General features: G+C 61.0%; 16 protein-coding genes and 2 pseudogenes. 9 read left to right on the forward strand and 9 right to left on the reverse strand.

Annotation, left to right across the window (positions count from 1 at the left end):
* Nucleotides 1-127: 127 nt before the first annotated feature.
* Nucleotides 128-1,144, reverse strand: a complete 1,017-nt coding sequence (locus M0D64_RS21680; protein ID WP_266259171.1) for an IS110 family transposase — start codon at nucleotides 1,142-1,144, stop codon at nucleotides 128-130.
* Between the two features lie 290 nt (nucleotides 1,145-1,434).
* Nucleotides 1,435-2,283, reverse strand: a complete 849-nt coding sequence (locus tag M0D64_RS21685; RefSeq protein ID WP_266259172.1) for a LysR substrate-binding domain-containing protein — start codon at nucleotides 2,281-2,283, stop codon at nucleotides 1,435-1,437.
* Between the two features lie 103 nt (nucleotides 2,284-2,386).
* Between M0D64_RS21685 and M0D64_RS21690 the strand changes: the two are divergent.
* Nucleotides 2,387-2,856 (forward strand): annotated as a pseudogene (locus tag M0D64_RS21690) (LysE family translocator).
* 105 nt (nucleotides 2,857-2,961) lie between these two features.
* Here the strand turns inward: M0D64_RS21690 and M0D64_RS21695 are convergent.
* Entirely contained in the window at nucleotides 2,962-3,768 is an 807-nt protein-coding gene (locus tag M0D64_RS21695) for an AraC family transcriptional regulator (RefSeq protein ID WP_166618194.1), read from the reverse strand.
* A gap of 281 nt (nucleotides 3,769-4,049) precedes the next feature.
* Between M0D64_RS21695 and M0D64_RS21700 the strand changes: the two genes are divergently transcribed.
* Nucleotides 4,050-4,445 carry a hypothetical protein gene (locus M0D64_RS21700; protein ID WP_234486884.1) on the forward strand — a complete coding sequence of 132 codons (396 nt, stop codon included), beginning with the start codon at nucleotides 4,050-4,052 and terminating at the stop codon, nucleotides 4,443-4,445.
* Between the two features lie 162 nt (nucleotides 4,446-4,607).
* Here M0D64_RS21700 and M0D64_RS21705 read toward each other — a convergent pair whose 3' ends face one another.
* Entirely contained in the window at nucleotides 4,608-5,849 is a 1,242-nt protein-coding gene (locus M0D64_RS21705; protein WP_266259173.1) for an NADH:flavin oxidoreductase/NADH oxidase family protein, read from the reverse strand.
* 212 nt (nucleotides 5,850-6,061) lie between these two features.
* Here M0D64_RS21705 and M0D64_RS21710 point away from each other — a divergent pair, with 212 nt between their 5' ends.
* Nucleotides 6,062-6,667 (forward strand): TetR/AcrR family transcriptional regulator, encoded by a 606-nt coding sequence (locus M0D64_RS21710; RefSeq protein ID WP_266259174.1) that lies wholly within the window; start codon nucleotides 6,062-6,064, stop codon nucleotides 6,665-6,667.
* 1 nt (nucleotide 6,668) lies between these two features.
* Here the strand turns inward: M0D64_RS21710 and M0D64_RS21715 are convergent, their stop codons facing one another.
* Nucleotides 6,669-7,322: a protein-L-isoaspartate(D-aspartate) O-methyltransferase gene (locus tag M0D64_RS21715; protein ID WP_266259175.1), complete on the reverse strand. Its 654-nt coding sequence runs from the start codon at nucleotides 7,320-7,322 to the stop codon at nucleotides 6,669-6,671.
* A 244-nt stretch (nucleotides 7,323-7,566) separates the two neighbouring features.
* Here M0D64_RS21715 and fusA point away from each other — a divergent pair, with 244 nt between their 5' ends.
* Both fusA and M0D64_RS21725 read left to right on the forward strand, forming a co-directional pair.
* Nucleotides 7,567-9,618: an elongation factor G gene (fusA, locus tag M0D64_RS21720; RefSeq protein ID WP_266259176.1), complete on the forward strand. Its 2,052-nt coding sequence runs from the start codon at nucleotides 7,567-7,569 to the stop codon at nucleotides 9,616-9,618.
* 35 nt (nucleotides 9,619-9,653) lie between these two features.
* Nucleotides 9,654-9,755 (forward strand): annotated as a pseudogene (locus M0D64_RS21725) (DUF1989 domain-containing protein); the annotation flags it as partial.
* A 7-nt stretch (nucleotides 9,756-9,762) separates the two neighbouring features.
* Here the strand turns inward: M0D64_RS21725 and M0D64_RS21730 are convergent.
* Both M0D64_RS21730 and M0D64_RS21735 read right to left on the reverse strand, forming a co-directional pair.
* Nucleotides 9,763-10,539, reverse strand: coding sequence for an aspartate/glutamate racemase family protein (locus tag M0D64_RS21730; protein WP_266259177.1), 777 nt, complete (start codon nucleotides 10,537-10,539; stop codon nucleotides 9,763-9,765).
* On the reverse strand, nucleotides 10,536-11,780 hold the full coding sequence (locus M0D64_RS21735) for a D-amino acid dehydrogenase (protein ID WP_266259178.1): 1,245 nt from the start codon (nucleotides 11,778-11,780) through the stop codon (nucleotides 10,536-10,538). The genes M0D64_RS21730 and M0D64_RS21735 overlap by 4 nt, the downstream gene beginning before the upstream one ends.
* A 284-nt stretch (nucleotides 11,781-12,064) precedes the next feature.
* Here M0D64_RS21735 and M0D64_RS21740 point away from each other — a divergent pair, with 284 nt between their 5' ends.
* Genes M0D64_RS21740 through M0D64_RS21755 form a run of 4 tightly spaced genes read left to right on the forward strand, consistent with a single transcriptional unit; the run spans nucleotide 12,065 to nucleotide 16,715 of the window.
* Nucleotides 12,065-13,258, forward strand: coding sequence for a branched-chain amino acid ABC transporter substrate-binding protein (locus M0D64_RS21740; protein ID WP_154560682.1), 1,194 nt, complete (start codon nucleotides 12,065-12,067; stop codon nucleotides 13,256-13,258).
* A 25-nt stretch (nucleotides 13,259-13,283) separates the two neighbouring features.
* Entirely contained in the window at nucleotides 13,284-14,183 is a 900-nt protein-coding gene (locus M0D64_RS21745) for a branched-chain amino acid ABC transporter permease (protein ID WP_266259179.1), read from the forward strand.
* A 4-nt stretch (nucleotides 14,184-14,187) separates the two neighbouring features.
* Nucleotides 14,188-15,996, forward strand: coding sequence for an ATP-binding cassette domain-containing protein (locus M0D64_RS21750; protein ID WP_266259180.1), 1,809 nt, complete (start codon nucleotides 14,188-14,190; stop codon nucleotides 15,994-15,996).
* Nucleotides 15,984-16,715: an ABC transporter ATP-binding protein gene (locus M0D64_RS21755; protein ID WP_168435708.1), complete on the forward strand. Its 732-nt coding sequence runs from the start codon at nucleotides 15,984-15,986 to the stop codon at nucleotides 16,713-16,715. Before M0D64_RS21750 ends, M0D64_RS21755 begins: the two co-directional genes overlap by 13 nt.
* A gap of 78 nt (nucleotides 16,716-16,793) precedes the next feature.
* Here the strand turns inward: M0D64_RS21755 and M0D64_RS21760 are convergent, their stop codons facing one another.
* Nucleotides 16,794-17,942 (reverse strand): porin, encoded by a 1,149-nt coding sequence (locus tag M0D64_RS21760; protein WP_266259181.1) that lies wholly within the window; start codon nucleotides 17,940-17,942, stop codon nucleotides 16,794-16,796.
* A gap of 324 nt (nucleotides 17,943-18,266) precedes the next feature.
* Nucleotides 18,267-19,220: a choline ABC transporter substrate-binding protein gene (locus M0D64_RS21765; RefSeq protein WP_266259182.1), complete on the reverse strand. Its 954-nt coding sequence runs from the start codon at nucleotides 19,218-19,220 to the stop codon at nucleotides 18,267-18,269.
* Nucleotides 19,221-19,228 lie beyond the last annotated feature (8 nt).

A 19,228-nucleotide genomic window follows, 5' to 3' on the forward strand; every position in this document is an offset into this window, starting at 1 on the left:
ATCTAAATAACGGACTCGAGGTCCGAGTAATGTCTCAGGCTTGCCTTTGCGCGGTCCAACCTGTCTTGCCATCGCTCAATATCACCTATGCAACCTGGAGTAGGTTTGTATCAGACTGCAATGCTATTCAGGCAGGCGTCGACGTCGCAGGCTGATACGTTCGACCATACGCAAGTAACGCCCAGATCGTTCGCGCAACTTTGTTAGCCAGAGCAACCGCGACGACGTTCGTGGGTCGCCGGGCGAGCATGGCGCGCATCCGCTCAGGCAGTTGTCTCGAACTGGAGATGACAGATCGGGCGCCGTGTATCAGCAGGGTACGTAAGTACACGTCTCCACGTTTGCTGATACCGCCCAGCTTCACCTTGCCACCCGAGCCGTTCTGTCGAGGCACCAACCCGAGATAGGCGGCAAATTCGCGTCCCGACCTGAAGGCCTGCGCGTTGCCGATGACGGCGACAGCTGCGGTGGCGGTAAGTAATCCCACGCCGGGAATCTCGGAGATACGACGGCATGCTTCATCGCCTCGACGCCATTCGGTGATGCGCTGTTCAATGCGCTGGATCTGCTCGTCGAGTACAAGTAAGCGCGAAATCTGGTCCTGAAGGCTGTCTGTCAACATGGCCGGCAACTGATCCGCGAGGGACGCAATCGATGCCCTGGCTGCCTCGATTGCTGTGCGCCGACCCTGTGGCAACACGACACCGAATTCGTATAACAGCCCGCGTAGCTGGTTGACCTGCATGACCCGGATTCTCACGAGTTGCTGGCGCATCCGGTGCAGTGCAAGCATCGCCTGCTGATCTTCCGTCTTGACGGCAACGAACCGCATGCCGGGCCGCTGGGCAGCTTCCCAGATCGCTGCAGCATCCGCGGCATCGTTCTTGTTCGATTTGACAAACGGACGGACGAACTGCGCCGCGATCAACTGGACGTCGTGACCAAGCGCGGCCAGTTGACGGGCCCAGTGGTGAGCGCTCCCGCAGGCTTCCATGACAACCCGGCATCGGGAACGATTGGCGAAGAACGGTTTGAGCTGGGCGCGCTTCAGTACCTTGCTGTGAATCGTGCCGGTGTCATGTTCAACGAAGTGCACCTGGAAGACGCGTTTGGCCAGGTCAATGGCAATGGTCGTGGGTTCCATCAGCTTTCTCCTTAACGGGATGTCCTAATGGAAACGATACTCGGGCTCGACGCCGTCGCCGGGGTCGCTGCGGCGTCTGGACGACCGCTAAGGCGGGAGGCGACCATTCCATCTACTTGGGGCCTACAGCCAGACTGTTGATAATTTATATTATGTCAAACAACAAGCACTCGACGACACCATCACGCCAAACATCTGGCATGAAGGTGTGTTCACGCTTAGAGGGACACAGCGGTAAAGCGCAGACAATCGGCGTTTTTATGCGGCGATTCGGCCATCGAGCGACCGGTTCAAACCCTCAAATCAGCCAGAATCTGTTCAGCAAGAAAATCGCAGGGTGGTCGCCTAGACCGCGCACTGCGGGCCAAAACGACTTCGAGGTCATTCAATGCCGGCAACCCTTCGTTCTGCGATACCTGAACGAGGTGCGCCGGTACGCTGCATCTTGCAAGAGGTGCGATCGCGAGCCCTGCTTCGACCATGCTGATAAGGCCCAACAAACTCGGGCTTTCGTAGGACATCCGGTATTTGATATTTTCGCGCTGGAGCGCGCTGATGGCGTGGGCACGCGCAGTACTGCCATGTGCGAAAACGGCAATCGAAAGCGGGCGCTCTTTCCACACTTTTCTTGCTGGCGACCCGACCCACACCATTGGCTCGAATCGGATGAATTCGCCCGCGACGCCCCTTGTTTTCGTAAAGCAAGCCAGGTCGAGCGTGTTGTCTTTAAGCAATGGAACAAGCTCACTGCTTGGCAAACCGATCACCCGAATTTCCACACGCGGATGAGCAACCGCGAACTTTGCCAGAACCTGCGGCAGCAACGATGAAGCGTAGTCGTCAGGAACACCGATGGTTACGCGGCCCTTCATCTCCGGGCGAACTACCGACGCCCATGCTTCCTCGCGCATCGCGAGCATTCGACGGCCATAGTCCAGGAGCGTCTTGCCCTCTGCGGTAATCGCTACGTTGCGGGTGCTACGCACGAAGAGCGGTTTTCCCAGCGCTTCTTCAAGCGCCTTTATCTGCATGCTCACCGCCGACGGCGACCGACGCACGGACTCCGCACCTCGAACAAACGATCCTGTATCGGCGACCGCCACCAACATTTCAAGCACGTCCAGATCGAGCTTTTTCACTTTAGTCAGAAAATCTGAGTAATAGATTCAGTTTAATGCGTTTTACTGGAGTATGCATCAAAGCGATACTACGTCCGATGACCACTTGGGGGAGCCCGGGAAAATGCACGGTACGGTTTCGATTTACGGATTTCTGGCGGTCGGCGGCATGCTTGCTGTGACACCGGGGCCGAACATGACTATCTGGCATGGCAGGCTGTGAAGCCTGGTGGCCGCTCTCCCCTGGAGGTTCGTGAGTTGCCTCGCGAACAACCTCGCCGGCTCTTCGCGATGGGCGCAACGACTAGTCTGCTGAATCCCAAGCTCGCGATGATCTTTCTGTCCCTGCTGCCGCAATTCATCAACTACCAGGACGGCAGCGTTCTCAGGCAATCGCTCGTGCTCGGTTCGTCGTTGATTGTCGCGTTCGCATCCGTCAATGGTTTCGTGGCGGTCTGCTCTGGGAGCATGGCGACGTTCCTCTCCAGTCGCCCGGGACTCCTGCAGGCTCAACGCTGGACTATGGGCGTTGTTCTGGTTGCCCTCGGCGCACATATGACCATCGATGCATTGAAGCTGGGCGGCATCATCTGATTGCTGCTCTCTGAATAGATTTGCCGCGAGCACGCGAGGTGGGGCATCTTCGATATAGAGCTACGCCTCGCGCCAGGTCGAGAGCGACCGCTACGCCCGGCTCTGTCAACGCCCTTCCCCGGCGACATATTGAACGCTGCGTCTGTATTGGCTGGGTGTCACGCCTTGCTGACGAACAAAGAAACGCGTGAAATTTCCCGGCGAGTCAAAGCCCAGATCGAGCGCGATATCCCGAAGTGCCATTTCCTGCTGCGAAACACTTTCGATCGACAGGTCCATCCTCAGCATGCTGCTGAAAGTCGCGGGCGTCATGCCTGTCTGCTTGTGGAATAGATGGAAGAAATGCGGACGCGATAGCCCAACCCGTTGTGCAAGATCGTCGAAGTCGGGTGTAAGGCCCATCGCCTGTTTCATTGCTTCGATCGCACGACGAATCCTGATGTCGTACGCGATACCGCCAACGAGTCCGGCTGCTGAAAGTACGTTCCCGTGGGGCGATTTGCCGACCAGTTCGCCTGTCATCTCGGCGATCAGCCCTTGGACCGCTTCAAGCGACCGGCCCTCACGGTCGGTCAGAATATCGAGCAGGTCAGAATGAAGGCGGCTGAGCTTCCCCTGCAACAGCACGGAAGAACTCGGAAAGAACCGGGGATGAATACTGTACGCGAAACGCCGGTCGACATCCCTCAACCAATCCGGCTCGAGATAAAGTGCGAGCAGCACCGTCGACTGCGATTGTGGGCGATGCTCATAGAAATGCGGCTCCCACGCATTCACGAGTAGCACGTTCTTGTCTGACAAAACATACTCACGATTGCGGACCCCGAACTGGATGTCAGGACCGCCTTCCTTGAAGATGACGTGGGAAACCCGATGTGCATGGAGGACCATGCTCTTGTCCAGCAGCAGCAACGCCACTCTTCCGAACGGCCCGTGAATGATTCGTAAAGGTTCCGACATGTAATCGCCTCCTGCCGTCCTGATGAATTCAAAGCGTTCGCAGTGTCTCGGCCGCATCGCGCAAAAAAGTCACCATACGGAATGATAAATCGGCCTCGTCCGTGACAAGTCTGCATACGGCCGGAGCCACTGCAAGTGGGACATTCGCCTACTCTGCGTACAGGCCCTCTTGCACCGCAGCTATCGAAGTACGGCCTGACGGCCGACCAACACGTTTTGAAGTCCGAACGTGAATGGCGCTTGCTGCAATGCAGGATGCCTCTCGCTACATTCGCACACTCAAGGAGACGATCATGGCTGGTGTCGGCAGTGAAAAGGTATTTGAGAATGACAAAGTTATTGTGTGGAACTTCGTTCTCGCTCCAGGCGAGGAAACGCCGGTACATACCCACACGCTTTCATACATGTGGTACGCGATCGAAGGTGCGCCCTTGCATATCTTCGACGAAAACGGCGGGGACCTCGGCATCTTCGAAGTGCCGACGGGCGCGATTTACTCACTCAAATGCGAGAACGGGTATCTGGAAGTGCTGTCCGAAATCGGCAAGGGCGCCAAGGTCCCCGCGACGCACAAGGCACGCAACGAGGGTAGCAACCCATACCGCGAAGTGCTGGTCGAGTATAAATAGCAGTACACCTGACTGAGTCTGTCTTGGCAGTATTCCCGAACGCCCCTTGATGCGAGGCGGCGTTCGGGCGATGCTGCAACTCCGCAGAAAACGCGATGCGAGCTTCACGCGCCGCTCGATGACGCGATATGGAAAACCGGTGGCTCCAGATCGGACAATGACTTAAGCGCGATGCTGCAGCAATGCGGTTATGTTGCGAGTCTCGAGTTCCGTGAACTGCTCCACGGCCTCGGCACCCTCCAGCGACAGATCCGGGTCGAGCCCGTCTGCCAGACGCTCAAGCTGCATGTTATTCCATGGCAGAAGATGAAACGGATGGAGCGCAGCCTCGGGACTAAGCGCACGATCAACTTCACCAGCGAGAATGCGTTTCGGAATCTCAGGATCGGCAATGATCGGACGGCCGAGCCCGATGACATCCAGTTCACCACGCTCCAGCGATTCGATCATGGCTGCCGTCGTGCGAAATCCGCCGACCACCATCACGGGCATCTTCGCTGCGGCACGAACGGAGGCGGCAAAATCCACGAAAAAGGCTTCACGCTTGACGGTGCTTTCGCGCGGTGCGTCTTCCCCCTCGTCCATTAGCGTAAGGCCCGCGATCTTCGGCTGCTCAAGCGAACCGCCCGATAGCTCGAGCAGATCGAGCGAAGAATCGTTGAGCTTCTTCACGAGTTCGATGCACTCGGCGTTGGTGAACCCGCCCTTCTGAAAATCAGATGAATTGAGCTTCAGCGCAACCGGAAAGTCCGGACCAACGGCGGAGCGAACCGCAGCCAGCACCTCGAGCACGAAACGGGAGCGGTTTTCAAGCGAACCTCCCCAGCGGTCCGTGCGCTTGTTGGCGAGCGGGCTAAGGAACTGCGAAATCAGGTAGCCGTGCGCCCCATGCAACGAGACACCGGTGAAACCCGCCTCGCGCACTTTCCTTGCTGCGAAGGCGAATTGCCCGATGGCCTGCTGAATCTGCTCTTCCGTCATTTCGCGCGGCGTGGCGAACGAAAAGCCGGCGCCCCGCATCACGTCGATATCCACTGAAGAAGGCGCAAGGGGTGACGTGTTGATCGCGTCTTGCACCTGCCGTCCGGTATGACTGAGTTGAGCCCAGAAATGCGCGCCTTCCGACGTCCCCGCAGCGGCGAGCCGTGCGAGTTGCTCCTGTCCACTGTCATCGTCGATCACGATATTGCCCGGGCGCTCGAGATGCCACCGGTCCACCTGAATATTGCCGGAGAGAAGCAGCCCGGCGCCAGAACGCGCCCAGCGCCTATACAACGCTTCAAGGCGCGGCGTGGAATGATTGTTAGCGTCGGCCATGCCTTCGCTCATGGCCGCCTTGACGAGGCGGTTTGCGAGAATCGCGCCGCTGGGCAGCCGCAACGATTGTGAAAGAGGATTACTCATCTGAATGTCCATCGGGAAACGGTCACATGTAAGCCGAACCCTTGCCCAGAAAGGCAAAGTTGACCCGGCACAGTAACGACAGCGGTCGCTGTCGTTTGTTGTATAGTGATCGCTGTCGTATCATTCGTCAAGCAGATAAAAGAGGGACACTTATGGTCAAAACCTGGTCGGACGACAATCCGAAAGCCGCGTTGATGTCGCGCAAGCGAACGATGATCGTCGACGCTGCGCTGCGGGCCTTCCTTGAAAGCGGCTATGCCGAAAGCTCGGTCAACCGCATTGCCGCGGACGCCGGTGTGTCCATCAAGACGCTATATCGTCACTTCGAGAGCAAGGACGATCTGTTCAGTGCAGTGATGCAGGCGGCCTGCTCGCCTTCCGGCGCACAGTCGGCTGACTCGTCGGAACCCGCAGAGCCAGGCGAACCAACCTGGTTTCGCGAACCTCCGGCCGTCGCATTGCCAATTGCGGGCAGCGATTATTTACGACACGCTCTTTCGAAAGAGCAGTTGGACCTTTATCGCGTCGTCACGCGGGACGCACCTCGCTTCCCCGAACTGGCGCGCCGCTATCGCGAGGAGGTGACGGGCACGCGCGACGCATTGTTCACGAGCTATCTTGATCGATGGCTGCCTGTCACGGGCTGGGAAGTAAGAGATAAGTACGGCGCCGGTGCAACCTTCGCGGCACTCCTGAAAGCCACGCTTTTCGACGATGCATTGCTTGGTTTAAAAAGCCCCAGCGAACAAGATATCGCCGAATGTGCGGGTGATGCGGCCGTCCAGATGCTCGCGCTCATGGAAGCCGGTCGGCTCTAGCCTAGTAATCCGCCCAACCGTCCTCACCAATTAGCGGCACGAAGCTCACTTCGCCCAACCAGCACTCGTGATAATCCTGTTCGCCGTGACGCACAAGTTTGATCAATCGTTGATGATGACGCTCGCGCCCTACCGGCATCACGATCCGGCCACCAATCGACAGTTGCAAACACCACGTCCGCGGGATACGCGGGCCGCCAGCCCCGGCAATAATCGCGTCATACGGCGCATAGTCACTCAAACCGACCGTGCCGTCGCCAAGATGAACGGTCACGTTAGAAATGCCCAACCGCGCGAGCGTCTCGCGAGCGGAGTCGGCGAGCACCGGATCGCGTTCAACGGAATGGACGTGCTGCACGATTGCCGCCGCAATTGCGGCGGCATACCCCGACCCCGTGCCGACGTCGAGAACCCGGTCGCGCGGACCCAGTTCGGCCGCCTCCATCATCTGCGCGACGATTGCGGGCTGCGAAATCGCTTGCTGGCTCGCGATAGGCAACGCGCTATCGTCGTACGCGAATTCACGGAGTTGCGCAGGTACGAATTCTTCGCGCGGCACACTGCGCATCGCGGATAGCACGTTGGAATCGCGGATGCCCCGCCCTGCGATTTGCCGTACAACCATCCGCTCCCGGGCTTCCCTGAAATCGATCATTGTGGCCTCCGTCTGAGGGTCGACGCAGACTTTGCAGCAGGCTGCGCATAGCTTCCACCGGACGATTCAATTTTGCGCCTCGTTCGACGTTGGCGAACGCGCATCGGCCTTGCGTTCAACGCGGCCAGACGAATCACGTATTCGATGGCCACGCGCCTAAGGGTCCGCACTGATGGCGTCGTATGGCACACCGGTCCGTTTTCGCCAATAATGGCCCCACATCCACTACTGGACGAGGGCGGCCATGCATTACAGCCCCGACGCCATCCGCACCATCGCTCTGGTCGGCCATGCCGGATGTGGCAAGACATCGCTTGTCGAAGCCCTGCTCCACCAGGGTGGTGAGTTACGCGCCCCCGGCAGCGTGGAACGCGGCAACACGGTCTGCGATTTCGACCCGCTCGAACGCAAATATCACCACTCCCTTAACTCCGCCGTCGCCCATCTGCACTACCGGGATACCCGCATCTATCTGCTGGATACGCCCGGCTATCCGGACTTTTCCGGGCTGTCGATCAGCGCCCTGCCCGCTGTAGAAACCGTCGCCATTGTCATCAACGCGCAGACCGGCATCGAAATGACCACCCGGCGCATGATGGCGTGGGCGGAAAAACGCAAGCTCTGCAGAATGATCATTGTGAATGGTATCGATCGCGAAAAGGTCGATCTTCCGGGGCTTCTGACGCAAATCCAGGAGACCTTCGGCAAGGAATGCCTGCCCATCAACCTGCCGACGCAAAGCGGCGGCCAGGTGGTGGACTGCTTTTTCACCCCCGCCGGCGAGGCCGACTTCCTGTCTGTTGCGGCGGCGCACAATGCGCTGGTCGATCAAGTGGTCGAGATCGATCCCGCCTTGATGGAGCTTTACCTGGAACAAGGCGAAGCCATCAGCCCGGAGCAGTTGCATGAGCCCTTCGAGCGGGCGCTGCGCGAAGCTCATCTGGTGCCGATCTGCTTCACGTCAGCGGCCAACGGTGCCGGCATCGCGGAATTGCTCGACGTGTTCGTCCGGCTCCTGCCCAATCCCATGGAAGGCAACCCACCCCTCTTCTACCGCGATGCCCGCGGCGGCCAGGAAATCGTGCGTGCCGAACCGGTCGCCGACAAGCATGTATTGGCCCACGCCTTCAAGATCGTCATGGACCCTTACATCGGCAAGATGGCCGTGTTTCGCGTCCATCAGGGCACGATCAGGCGGGATAGCCAGCTCTATATCGGCGACGCGCGCCAGCCGTTCAAAGTCGCCCATCTGATGATGCTGCAGGGCAAGGAACACGTGGATGTTCCACAAGCCGGCCCAGGCGATATCTGCGCCACGGCCAAGATCGACGAGATCGGCTTCGATGCCGTCCTGCACGACGCCCCTGAGGACGGCAACATCCACCTGACCCCGCTCGACTTCCCCACGCCCATCTATGGGCTGGCGATCGAGCCTGCGCGCCGGGGCAACGAGCAGCGCCTCTGGGAGATTCTGCAAAAGCTGAGTGCGGAAGACCCATGTCTGCGCATCGACCACCCGGCCGGCACCAACGAGACGGTGGTGCGCGGTCTGGGCGAGTTGCACCTGCGCCTCATGCTGGAGCGACTATCCGAGCAGTACAAGCTCGAGGTCGTGACGCGGCCACCGAAGATCGCCTATCGGGAAACCATCGGCGCCAAAGCCGAGGGACACCATCGCCACAAGAAGCAAACCGGTGGCGCCGGGCAATTCGGCGAAGTGATGCTGCGCGTGGAGCCACTGCCGCGCGGTACGGGGTTCGAGTTCGTCGACGCCGTCAAGGGCGGCGCCATCCCCGGCCAGTTCATGCCCGCCGTGGAAAAAGGCATTCTTCAGGTCATCGATAGCGGGCCGCTGGCCGGCTTCCCGATGCAGGACGTGCGCGTCACCGTGTTCGACGGCAAGAGCCATTCAGTCGACTCCAAGGAAGTGGCATTCATTTCCGCCGGCCGCAAGGCTTTCATCGATGCGGTGCTGAAAGCTCAGCCCGTCCTGCTCGAACCTATCGTGGACATCGAGGTCATGACGCCGGAGGCCGCGATGGGTGACATCATCGGCGACCTGTCCGCCAAGCGCGGGCAAGTCCACGGCACACGCTCGGCCGCGGGCAACGCCGTAGTCGTCGCAGGCCAGGTGCCGTTGTCCGAACTCAACGACTATCAGTCGCGGCTGAACGCCATCGCGGGCGGGCACGGTAACTACAGCATCCAGCTCAGCCACTACGATCCGGTACCTCCCGCCCAGCAGGAGCGGATGGCGTCGCAACACAAGAAACAGGGCGACGGCGCGGCGCAGTGACCGCCCGCGCGTGCCCTTCCCCATGCTTCTGCACGACAACAGAAGGTCCGCAGGTGGCCGACCTGAACATGTGGAATCGGCACGATCCGCGCGAGCGCATGTGGGCCTCGCGCACGCGTCAGTTGCAGCAAGCGCACGCGCCAGTCACAGCGCAAACAACCTCCCACGCTGAGGTTCGCGGTCTTCCACGCCCGCGAGTCGCAACGCGTGCCAGGCCATCGCGAAGTTGCTCGATATCACCGGCTTGCCGATCCTCGATTCAAGTTCTGGAACGAGTTCGGCGATCCGCAAGCTCGTGCACGACACGAAAACGGCGTCCACGTCCGGGTGCCGTGCAAGGCGCTCGACAGCAGATTGCAGAGACGCAGTGTCGATCCGTGCCACTTCGTTATCGTTTGCATGCTCGAACGACGCCATGCGCGTTATGCCGACGCCGCGCGCCTCGATGTAGTCGCGCATATAGTCGTTGATCGAACGCACATAGGGCGTCAACAGTGCCGCGCGCTGGACACCCAGCGCGCGTAGCGCAGCAAGCGCAGCGGTAATCGGCGTGGTGCACGCCACGCCCGGGCGCGCTTCGCGAATGCGCGCGAACACGTTTTCCTCGCCGATCACCATCGAGGCCGACGTGCAGCCAAACGCCACGACATCGACCCGCTCCGCCGGACGAATCAGCGCGACCGCCGAAGCGATGCGCGCGTCCATTTCCGCGAGGCGCTCCGGCGTGATGTCCGGCGAGTTGAGCACGCGGCTCTCATAGAAAGCCACCCCATCCTGAGTCAGCAGCTTGCGCCACTCGTATTCGATCGTATGGTCGGTGGCGAGCACCACCAGTCCAATCGCGGCGCGCCGGCAGATGCCGCCGTCCAGCGCGAATTCGAGCCTGACGTAGGCATCGTCCTGCTGTGGTTTCGTGCTCATTTCAGTGTCATCCCTGTCATGTCGAGTTCGGGCTGGCGACCGGCCATGATGTCGGCCAGCAGTTTTGCAGTGCCGCACGACATCGTCCATCCCATGTGCCCGTGGCCGGTGTTCAGGTACAGGTTCCGGTGACGCGTGCGGCCGATCAGCGGTATCCCTTCGGGGGTCATCGGGCGCAGACCGGCCCAGTAGGACGCGCGGCTGTAGTCGGCGCCGTCGGGGAACAACTCGCGGGCGGCCTGCAGCATCTGCGTGAAATCAGCGGGCGTGTGGCGAGTGTCGTAGCCGGTGAACTCGGCGGTCGCGGTAAAGCGCAGCCGTTGGCCAAAACGCGCCCACGCCACGAGATTGTTTTCGTCGACGCCTCCCAGATCCGGCGGACGATGCTCGGGTCCGACAGGAAACGTGGCGGAATAGCCCTTTACCGGGTACACCGGCAACCGGTAGCCCAGGCGGCGCGCCAGGATGGGCGACCAGGAACCGAGTGCGAGGACGAACTCGTCGCCCTGGATGAGGCCCGTCGGCGTGTGCACGCCAACGACCCGATCGCCGGACGCTTCGATCGCGCTAATGGGTGTATCGAATTCGAAACGCACGCCGACACGCTCACACGCCGCCTTCAGCTCGCGGGTGAACAAATGCGCATCGCCGCTTTCATCGGTTGGACAATAAATCGCGCCCGCGATCCTGTCACGGGCATGCGCGAGCGCCGGCTCGCGCGCGGCCACCTGCGCCGCATCGAGCGTTTTGAGCGGCAGTCCGTTGTCCGCCAGGATCGACATGTTCTGCGTGCCTCGCGCGAAAGAAGCTTCGTCGCGATACAGGTACAACAGGCCGCGACTGATGCGATCGTATTGCAGGTGTTCGGCCGCGGTCAGTTGCTGCAGTTGACTCTGTGCGTAGCGGCACAGCCGCACCTTACGCGTGGTGTTCAGACGTGAACGCTCCGCCGTGCAATTGCGCAGGAACTGAAAGCACCAGGCCCACATGTGAGGGTCCGCGTTCAGCTTGAGGCGCAGCGCCTGCCCGTCGACGAAGAGTGATTTCAGCAGAATTTTCGGCGCCCGCGGAGAGGCCCACGTGTACGAATGTCCGGGCGCGACCAGTCCGGCGTTGGCAAAGCTGGTCTCGAGCGCGACGCTCGGCTGGCGGTCGATCACCGTCACCTCGCGGCCCTCCCTGGCGAGGTACCAGGCGGCCGTGACGCCCGCAATTCCGCCCCCCAGCACAACGGTTTTCATGGCTGACTCAAGCCCCATGCAGAGCACTTACTCAATATAACGTGGTCGCTACGTTTTTGTACGGTGTCCTATACGCGGATACCCTATACCAGCGAAAGGTGCGGCGAGTTCTATCATGAAAAAACACGCTTTCATGGTAGCGCTGCGATGAGACCGCGAGTCGGGCCGTTGAACTGGCAGATTACAACTTGCATGCGACGTACGTTTCCATCCGTTTTCTGATGCCACCGGGATAGCCGTGTGGTGGATCGCACCGATCCCTTTCACAATAAGGAGTTTCCAACATGATTGCTCAGAAGAATGGCAGGCCGGCCGCAAGTCGCGTCCTGCGCCAAACGACAATCGCGGCATCGGTGGCTCTGGCCGCGCTCGCCGGCATGGCCCCCAGTCCGGCACAAAGCCAGACCATCAAGATCGGCGTGCCCGTGCCGCTATCGGGCAGTTCCGCCAATGCCGGCACGGACATTCTCAACGGCGCCAAGCTTGCCGCCGCCAAGGTCAATGCCGCGGGTGGTGTGCTCGGCAAGCAGATCGAACTGGTGCCCGAGGACGACGCCTGCGACGCGCAGACTGCCGTGCAGGCGGCACAGAAGCTCGTGGACGCGGGCGTCGTTGCAGTGGCTGGCGGGTACTGCTCCAGTGCGGCGCTGCCGGAACTGACGACCTTTCATCGCGCCGGGATTCCCTACGTGCTGGACGCGTCGACCAATCCCAAGCTGACCGAGATGGGCTACGACAACGTGTTCCGCACGATTGGCCGAGACGACGAACAGGGGCCGTTTGCAGCCAGTTTCATGAAAAACTCGCTACACGCGAAACGCGCGGCCGTGATCAACGACAACACGACCTATGCCAAGGGCCTCGCCGACAACACCGTGGCCGCCCTGAAAAAGGACGGTGTCGAGGTCGTCTACGACGACGCCATCACGCCCGGTCAGATGGACTACTCGCCAACGCTGACCCATGTCGCATCACTGAAGCCGGACGTGATCTACTACACCGGCTATTTCTCCGAAGCTGGCCTGCTCGTGAAAGAAGCTCGGCAACTCGGTCTGAAGATGACCCTGATGGGCGGCGACGGCACCAACGACCCAACGCTGATGAAGACAGCCGGCCCAGCGGCCAATGACATGATCATCACCACGGCGCCGCTGGCGCAGTTCCTGAGCGGCGCGCACAGCTTCGTCGACGACTATACGAAGGCCTACGGGCAAGGGCCAGGACCCTATTCGGTCTACGAATACGATGCCGTCGGCGTCACGGCGAAGGCGATCGCGGACGCAAAGTCGGCGACGCCCGCCGCGATCACGGCCGCCCTGCACAAGATCTCGAACTACCAGGGCGCGACCGGGACGATCGGCTTTAATCCGAAGGGCGACCGCAGCGTGGCGGTGTACATCACCATCATCGTTCGCGGCGACAATTTCGCGCCCTATCAGAAGCAGGATGCCGCGGGGCACTGGATGGCGATGAAATAGGCCCCGTCGCGCCGCGCGCCTCGCCATGAGCAACTTCTTCCAGTTCGTCATCGAAGGGCTGACGATCGGCTCGTTCTATGCGCTCGTCGCCCTCGGCTACACGATGGTCTACGGGATTATCCGGCTGATCAACTTCGCTCACGGCGACTTGTTCATGGTGGGTGCGTTCATCGGCTGGACCGGTCTGACGGTGCTTGCCGCAGCACACCTGCCGCTCGCGTTGGCGCTGCTGATTGCCCTTGTGGCCGCGATGACGGTCACGGGCACACTCGGCCTCGCCATCGAACGCGTGGCCTACCAGCCGCTGCTGCGCGCGCCGCGGCTATCCATTCTGATCACCGCACTCGGCGTCTCGCTGGCACTGGAAAACGGCGTGCTGCTGCTTTACGGCGCCGGTTTCAACACATATCCCCATGTGCTCAGCCAGGCAGGACTCGAATTCCAGGGCGTACAGATCACGTTCGCCCAGGTCAGCATCATCGTCGCCAGCTTTGCGTTGATGCTCGCGTTGTATTTCTTCGTTCACCGCACCTTCGTCGGCACAGCGATGCGCGCGCTGGCGATCGATCAGGACGCGGCGCGTCTGATGGGTATCAACGTTGAGCGACTGATCCAGTTGACCTTCTTCCTGGGCTCGGCGCTGGCCGCCGTGGCCGGCGTCATGGAAGGGCTTTACTACACGCAGATCAATTTCTTCATGGGCTTCGTGCTGGGCCTGCGCGCCTTCACTGCTGCCGTGCTTGGCGGCATCGGCAATATCCCGGGCGCAATGGCGGGCGGCATCCTGATTGGTCTGCTGGAGTCCTTTAGCGCGGGCTATGTCTCATCGCGGTGGACCGATGTGCTCGTGTTCGGCGTCCTGATCGCCGTGCTCGTGATCAAACCGACGGGTTTGTTCGGCGAGCGCGTCGTCGAGAGAATGTAGCGCTATGAGCGCCATGCAGGGGTTATCGCGTCGATCTCGTCCTGCCGGCGTCGCGCTGCTTGTCGCCGCCGTGGCGCTACCCGCTGTCGCCAGCAACTATATCGTCGATGTCGGCCTGACCATCGCCACCTATTCGATCCTGGGCCTCGGGCTGAACATCGTGGTGGGGTATGCCGGCTTGCTGGATCTGGGCTATGCCGCCTTCTTCGCCATCGGCGCCTACACGACGGCGCTGCTGGAAACGCTGTTGCACTTCTCGTTCTGGGAAACGCTGCCGTTCAGCCTCGTATTTGCCGGTGCTTCCGGCATCGTCATCGGCTACCCTACCCTGCGCCTGCGCAGCGACTATCTGGCCATCGTCACGCTCGGGTTCGGCGAGATCACGCGCATCGTTGCCACCAATCTCAACATCACGGGCGGCCCAAACGGGATCTACGGCATCGCCAGCCCCAGCCTGTTCGGTTATGAAATCAGCTCGCCGGCTGCGGTCTACGAACTGGGCATCGCGTTCCTCGTGTTGGTGCTCGTGTTTGCGATCCGGCTTGGCCAGTCGCGGCTCGGGCGCGCCTGGACGAGTATCCGCGAGGATGAGGCGGCTGCCGAGGCCGTCGGCGTGCCGACACTGCGCGTCAAAATGCTTGCGTACATCCTCGGCGCGTTGATCGGCGGCCTCGCCGGCAGCCTGTTCTCCGCACGCTTCGGGACCATCGACCCGACCGGCTTCACTTATCTGCAGTCCGTGACGATCCTGATCGTCGTCGTGCTGGGCGGCCGGGGAAGCATTCCGGGCGTGATACTCGGTGCAGTCATCGTCGCCGGCCTACCCGAGGTGCTGCGTTTCCTCAACCTCTGGCGCATCTTCGGTTTTGCGATCGGGCTCGTGATCCTGATGCTGCTCAGGCCGCAAGGGCTATGGCCGGCACCGCTGCGCCGGGTGGCGGCACCGCGCGCGAGTACGGGCGATCCCGAAGCCCTGCCGCCCCGGGAAAAGGTCACCGATGAAATCCTGCTCGATGTGCGCAACATGCAGCGCCGCTTCGGCGGCGTGCAGGCGGTCGGCGGTATCAGCTTCACCGTGCGCAACGGGGAAATTCTTAGCCTTATCGGCCCTAACGGTGCGGGCAAGACGACGGTGTTCAACTGCATGACCGGTGTGATCCGCCCGACCGGCGGCCAGGTGCTTTGGCGCGGGGCCTCGCTGGCAGGCGGCGCGCCGCATCGCATCGTCCACGCCGGGATGGCGCGCACCTTCCAGGGCATCCGTCTGTTTGCCAACATGACGGCCTTCGAGAACGTGCTGATCGGCATGGATCATCGCCTTCATACGCCGCTCGTCGCCGAATTGCTGGCGTTGCCCTCCGCTCGCGCCGAAGAAGCGGATCATGCGGCAGAGGGCCTGCGCTGGCTCACGTTTGTCGGGCTCGAGGCGCGCGCGGGCGAACGCGCGGCCGACCTGCCCTATGGCGATCAACGCCGGCTGGAGATCGCCCGCGCCCTTGCCAGCAACCCGCACCTGCTGCTACTGGACGAGCCGGCAGCGGGGATGAACCCGACCGAGAAGCACGCGCTGATGGAATTGATCCGGCGGATCCGGGATTTCGGCGTGACCGTGCTACTGATCGAACACGACATGATGCTGGTGATGAGCGTGTCAGACCGGATCATCGTCATGGACCACGGCGTCATCATCGCCGAGGGGACGCCATCCGAGATCCAGGCCGACCCGCGCGTGATCGACGCCTATCTCGGCACGGCCGAGGCCGACGAAGCAGCCGACGATGCCGCCGGGGAGAAATCGCTGTGGGACTCCTAGAAATACGCGATCTGCACGTGGGCTATGGGAACGTGGAGGTTCTCCATGGCATCTCGCTGGACGTCGGAGAAGGCGAGATCGTGGCGTTGCTCGGCAGCAACGGGGCAGGCAAGACCACAACACTGCGCGCCATTTCCGGCCTGATTCGCCCCCGTGCAGGACAGATCGTGATGGCCGGGCACGCTCTTGCCGGACTGCGCGCACACCAGATCGTGGCGCTCGGTCTTGGTCATGTGCCGGAAGGCCGCCGCATGTTCGGGGCACTGACGGTGGAGGAAAATCTGCGGCTGGGAGGCTATCTGATCCGGCGCGACAGCGCGGTACTCGAGCAGCGAATAATGGACGTGTATCAGACGTTCCCGCGGCTTGGCGAGCGGCGCAGCCAGCTTGCGGGGACGCTGAGCGGCGGCGAGCAACAGATGCTGGCGATCGCCCGCGCACTGATGCTGCGGCCACGCATCATCGTGCTCGACGAACCGTCCATGGGGCTGGCGCCGAAGCTGGTTCGAGCGATTTTCGGCATGATCGCCGACATCTGCAAGGAAGGTACGTCGATCCTTCTTGTCGAACAGAACGCGCGCCAGGCGCTGCGCATCGCGCAGCGGGCCTATGTGCTGGAAAGCGGCCGCATCGCACTCGCCGGCCCGGCCCACGAATTGGCACAGGACAACCGGGTTCGCGCAGCCTATCTGGGCGGCAGCGCTGTCGCCACGGAGTGACGCCGGCCCTGACGGGGTGTTGCTCCGAGTTCCACAGTGCCTGGCTGGCACTTGAGTGCCAGCCCCACCGCAGATGCGTCAGAACGAATGCCGCATCCCGATCCGCACATCGGACTGCGTATTCGACGACGACGGCGCGAAGCTATAGCCGATCACCGCGTTCACGCCATTCGACGCACGCAGATAGTCGCCGGAAATATACACATCGGTCCGTTTGGACAACAGGTAGTGCAGTCCGAGCGAGCCCTGGTTCCAGTGATTGCCTTCGAAGCTCGTGTGCTGATAGCCGCCATACAGCGAAAGCGCAGGCGTGAAGTTATACGACGCGCCCCCTTCATAAACCTGCATGTGCGAAGTCTGCCCGAAGCCCTTGATCGTCGTGTAGGTGAAATCGCCGGTGAGCATCAGGTCGCCGATCGTGTAGGCGGCGCCGACCGCAAACGCGCCTTGCTTGTCCACCGGGAATGCCGACGAGCTAAACAGATCCGTCACCGCGCCAGTGGCCGGATCGACGGAAACGGTCGGCTGGCCGAGGAAGGTGCGCGTGCCGATCATCGCGTACGGGTCGAACGCATAGATGCCGAACGGATTGTTCAACTGGGTATACGCCAAGCCCATGTTGAACGGACCGTGGTCATAATGCGCGCCCACACTCCATGCGCTCTTCTGATGGAAGTCGCCTGCGGTGTTGCCGAACGAGTACATGCCGCCGAAGGTGAAGCCGGCAAAATCATTGGACAGGAACTTCACCGAGTTCGGCAGACGGTCGCCGTTCATCCGGTCGAAGTCGCCCTGGTGAATCGCGTAGCCGCTCGCCCATGCGGAGATGTTGTACAGATAGACGAACTCTTCGGTCATATCGAGCTGGTTACCGAACGAGAAAGTCCCCCACGAGTTCTTGATGCCGACATAGGCCTGACGTCCGAATTCAGCACCGCCGAATCCCAATTGCCCATTGCCCAGGTGGAAACCCGATTCGAGTACAAAAACCGCTTGCAGGCCGCCGCCGAGATCTTCCACGCCTTTGAAGCCGATCCGGTTGCCGTACGAAATGCCGTCGTCGAATTTGAACTGGTGTGCGCCACCGGCATTGTTCACGTAGGTGATACCGGCGTCCAGAATCCCGTACAGGGTGACGCTGCTTTGCGCATGGACCGCCGTCGGTGCGCATACCGCGCTTGCCGCGAGGGCGAGTCCCGAAAGACTAACGGCATTTCTCTTCTTCATCTAATTCTCCCCTGCTCTTTGCCTGCGTATTTCGTTAGATAAAGCGATCCCTGCTGCGTGCTGTCTTCCAACGCGCGGCGCTTCTCGCATGACGGGCAGTTCGAAATCGGCTGAGACTGATTGAAACGATTGAAGCTCACTAACGCTGACCAGGCCGGCCAAAACTGACTCAGCCGGCCAGGCTGATTGAAGCTATCGGCACTGCATACGATCATCTGCATGCCTGCATCGACGGGTCAAGAATAAGTGTCCAGATTTAAGAGGATTCGACCGGATGCGACATGAATCTGTCGAGTAGCGACCTCGTAGTCAGGAATGCCGGGGTTATTTCACACCGAGTGCGGTTTGCACCGCTTGCAAGCCATTGGCGCCGCTGGCGGTGTTCACGCCGTCGAGCCATGACTTCAGCAATTCGGGGTGGCGCTTGAGCGCTTCGGTGGCGGCCGTGTCGACACCGGTCTTCCTCTCGAGCACTTCGGTGATCACGCCGTTTTCCAGATCGACATTGAATGTGAGTTGCCTGAACAGGCGGCCGACATTCGGACACTGCTCGGCGTACCCGCTACGCGCAACGGTATTGACCGTGGCGCCTCCGTAGTTCGGCCCGAAGTACCTGTCACCGCCGTCGAGGTAAGTCAGCTTGAACTTCGTGTTCATCAGATGCGGCTCCCATGCAAGGAACACGATCCATTTCTTCTCACGCACCGCGCGGTCGACCTGCGTGAGCATGCCGGTCTCGCTCGATTCGACGAGCTTCCAGTTGCCGAGCCCGTATGCCTTGTCGTCGACCATCTTCTTGATGTTCTGATTGGCCGGCGCCCCCGGTTCGATGCCATAGATCTTGCTGTCGAACTTGTCGGCGTTCTTCGCAAGGTCCGCGAATGAATGCACGCCCGCGGCCGCCACGTAGTCCGGCACCGCGAGCGTGAACTTCGCGTTGCTCAGATTCGGATGCACGACCTCGATCGATTTTTCATCCTCGAACGGCTTCACGACCGGTGCTTGCGCCGGCATCCAGTTGCCGAGAAACACGTCGATCTGCCCTTTCTTCAGGCCTTGATAGGTGATCGGCACCGACAGGTTCGACACGTTCTGATGGTAGCCGAGCGCCTTCAACAGCACACCGGTCATCGCATTGGTCGCGTCGATGTCGGTCCAGCCGGGCCCCGCCATGTTGACCTGCGTGCAGGACTGCGGTTCGGCAGCCGCGGCAAAGGTGGCTGCCGCGCACAGCAGCGCAACGCCGGATACAGCCTGTTTGAAGAGCTTTTTCATCATGTCGGCTT

The sequence above is a fragment of the Paraburkholderia sp. WS6 genome (assembly GCF_030464835.1).
Lineage (GTDB): Bacteria > Pseudomonadota > Gammaproteobacteria > Burkholderiales > Burkholderiaceae > Paraburkholderia > Paraburkholderia madseniana.

Bases quoted from the DNA above. Each gene is read 5' to 3' on its own strand.
- M0D64_RS21765 (WP_266259182.1), bottom strand. From the start codon at position 19,220: ATGATGAAAAAGCTCTTCAAACAGGCTGTATCCGGCGTTGCGCTGCTG.
- M0D64_RS21710 (WP_266259174.1), top strand. From the start codon at position 6,062: ATGATCGTCGACGCTGCGCTGCGGGCCTTCCTTGAAAGCGGCTATGCC.
- M0D64_RS21745 (WP_266259179.1), top strand. From the start codon at position 13,284: ATGAGCAACTTCTTCCAGTTCGTCATCGAAGGGCTGACGATCGGCTCG.
- fusA (WP_266259176.1), top strand. From the start codon at position 7,567: ATGCATTACAGCCCCGACGCCATCCGCACCATCGCTCTGGTCGGCCAT.
- M0D64_RS21705 (WP_266259173.1), bottom strand. From the start codon at position 5,849: ATGAGTAATCCTCTTTCACAATCGTTGCGGCTGCCCAGCGGCGCGATT.
- M0D64_RS21750 (WP_266259180.1), top strand. From the start codon at position 14,188: ATGAGCGCCATGCAGGGGTTATCGCGTCGATCTCGTCCTGCCGGCGTC.
- M0D64_RS21700 (WP_234486884.1), top strand. From the start codon at position 4,050: ATGGCGCTTGCTGCAATGCAGGATGCCTCTCGCTACATTCGCACACTC.
- M0D64_RS21730 (WP_266259177.1), bottom strand. From the start codon at position 10,539: ATGAGCACGAAACCACAGCAGGACGATGCCTACGTCAGGCTCGAATTC.
- M0D64_RS21735 (WP_266259178.1), bottom strand. From the start codon at position 11,780: ATGAAAACCGTTGTGCTGGGGGGCGGAATTGCGGGCGTCACGGCCGCC.
- M0D64_RS21715 (WP_266259175.1), bottom strand. From the start codon at position 7,322: ATGATCGATTTCAGGGAAGCCCGGGAGCGGATGGTTGTACGGCAAATC.
- M0D64_RS21680 (WP_266259171.1), bottom strand. From the start codon at position 1,144: ATGGAACCCACGACCATTGCCATTGACCTGGCCAAACGCGTCTTCCAG.
- M0D64_RS21740 (WP_154560682.1), top strand. From the start codon at position 12,065: ATGATTGCTCAGAAGAATGGCAGGCCGGCCGCAAGTCGCGTCCTGCGC.
- M0D64_RS21760 (WP_266259181.1), bottom strand. From the start codon at position 17,942: ATGAAGAAGAGAAATGCCGTTAGTCTTTCGGGACTCGCCCTCGCGGCA.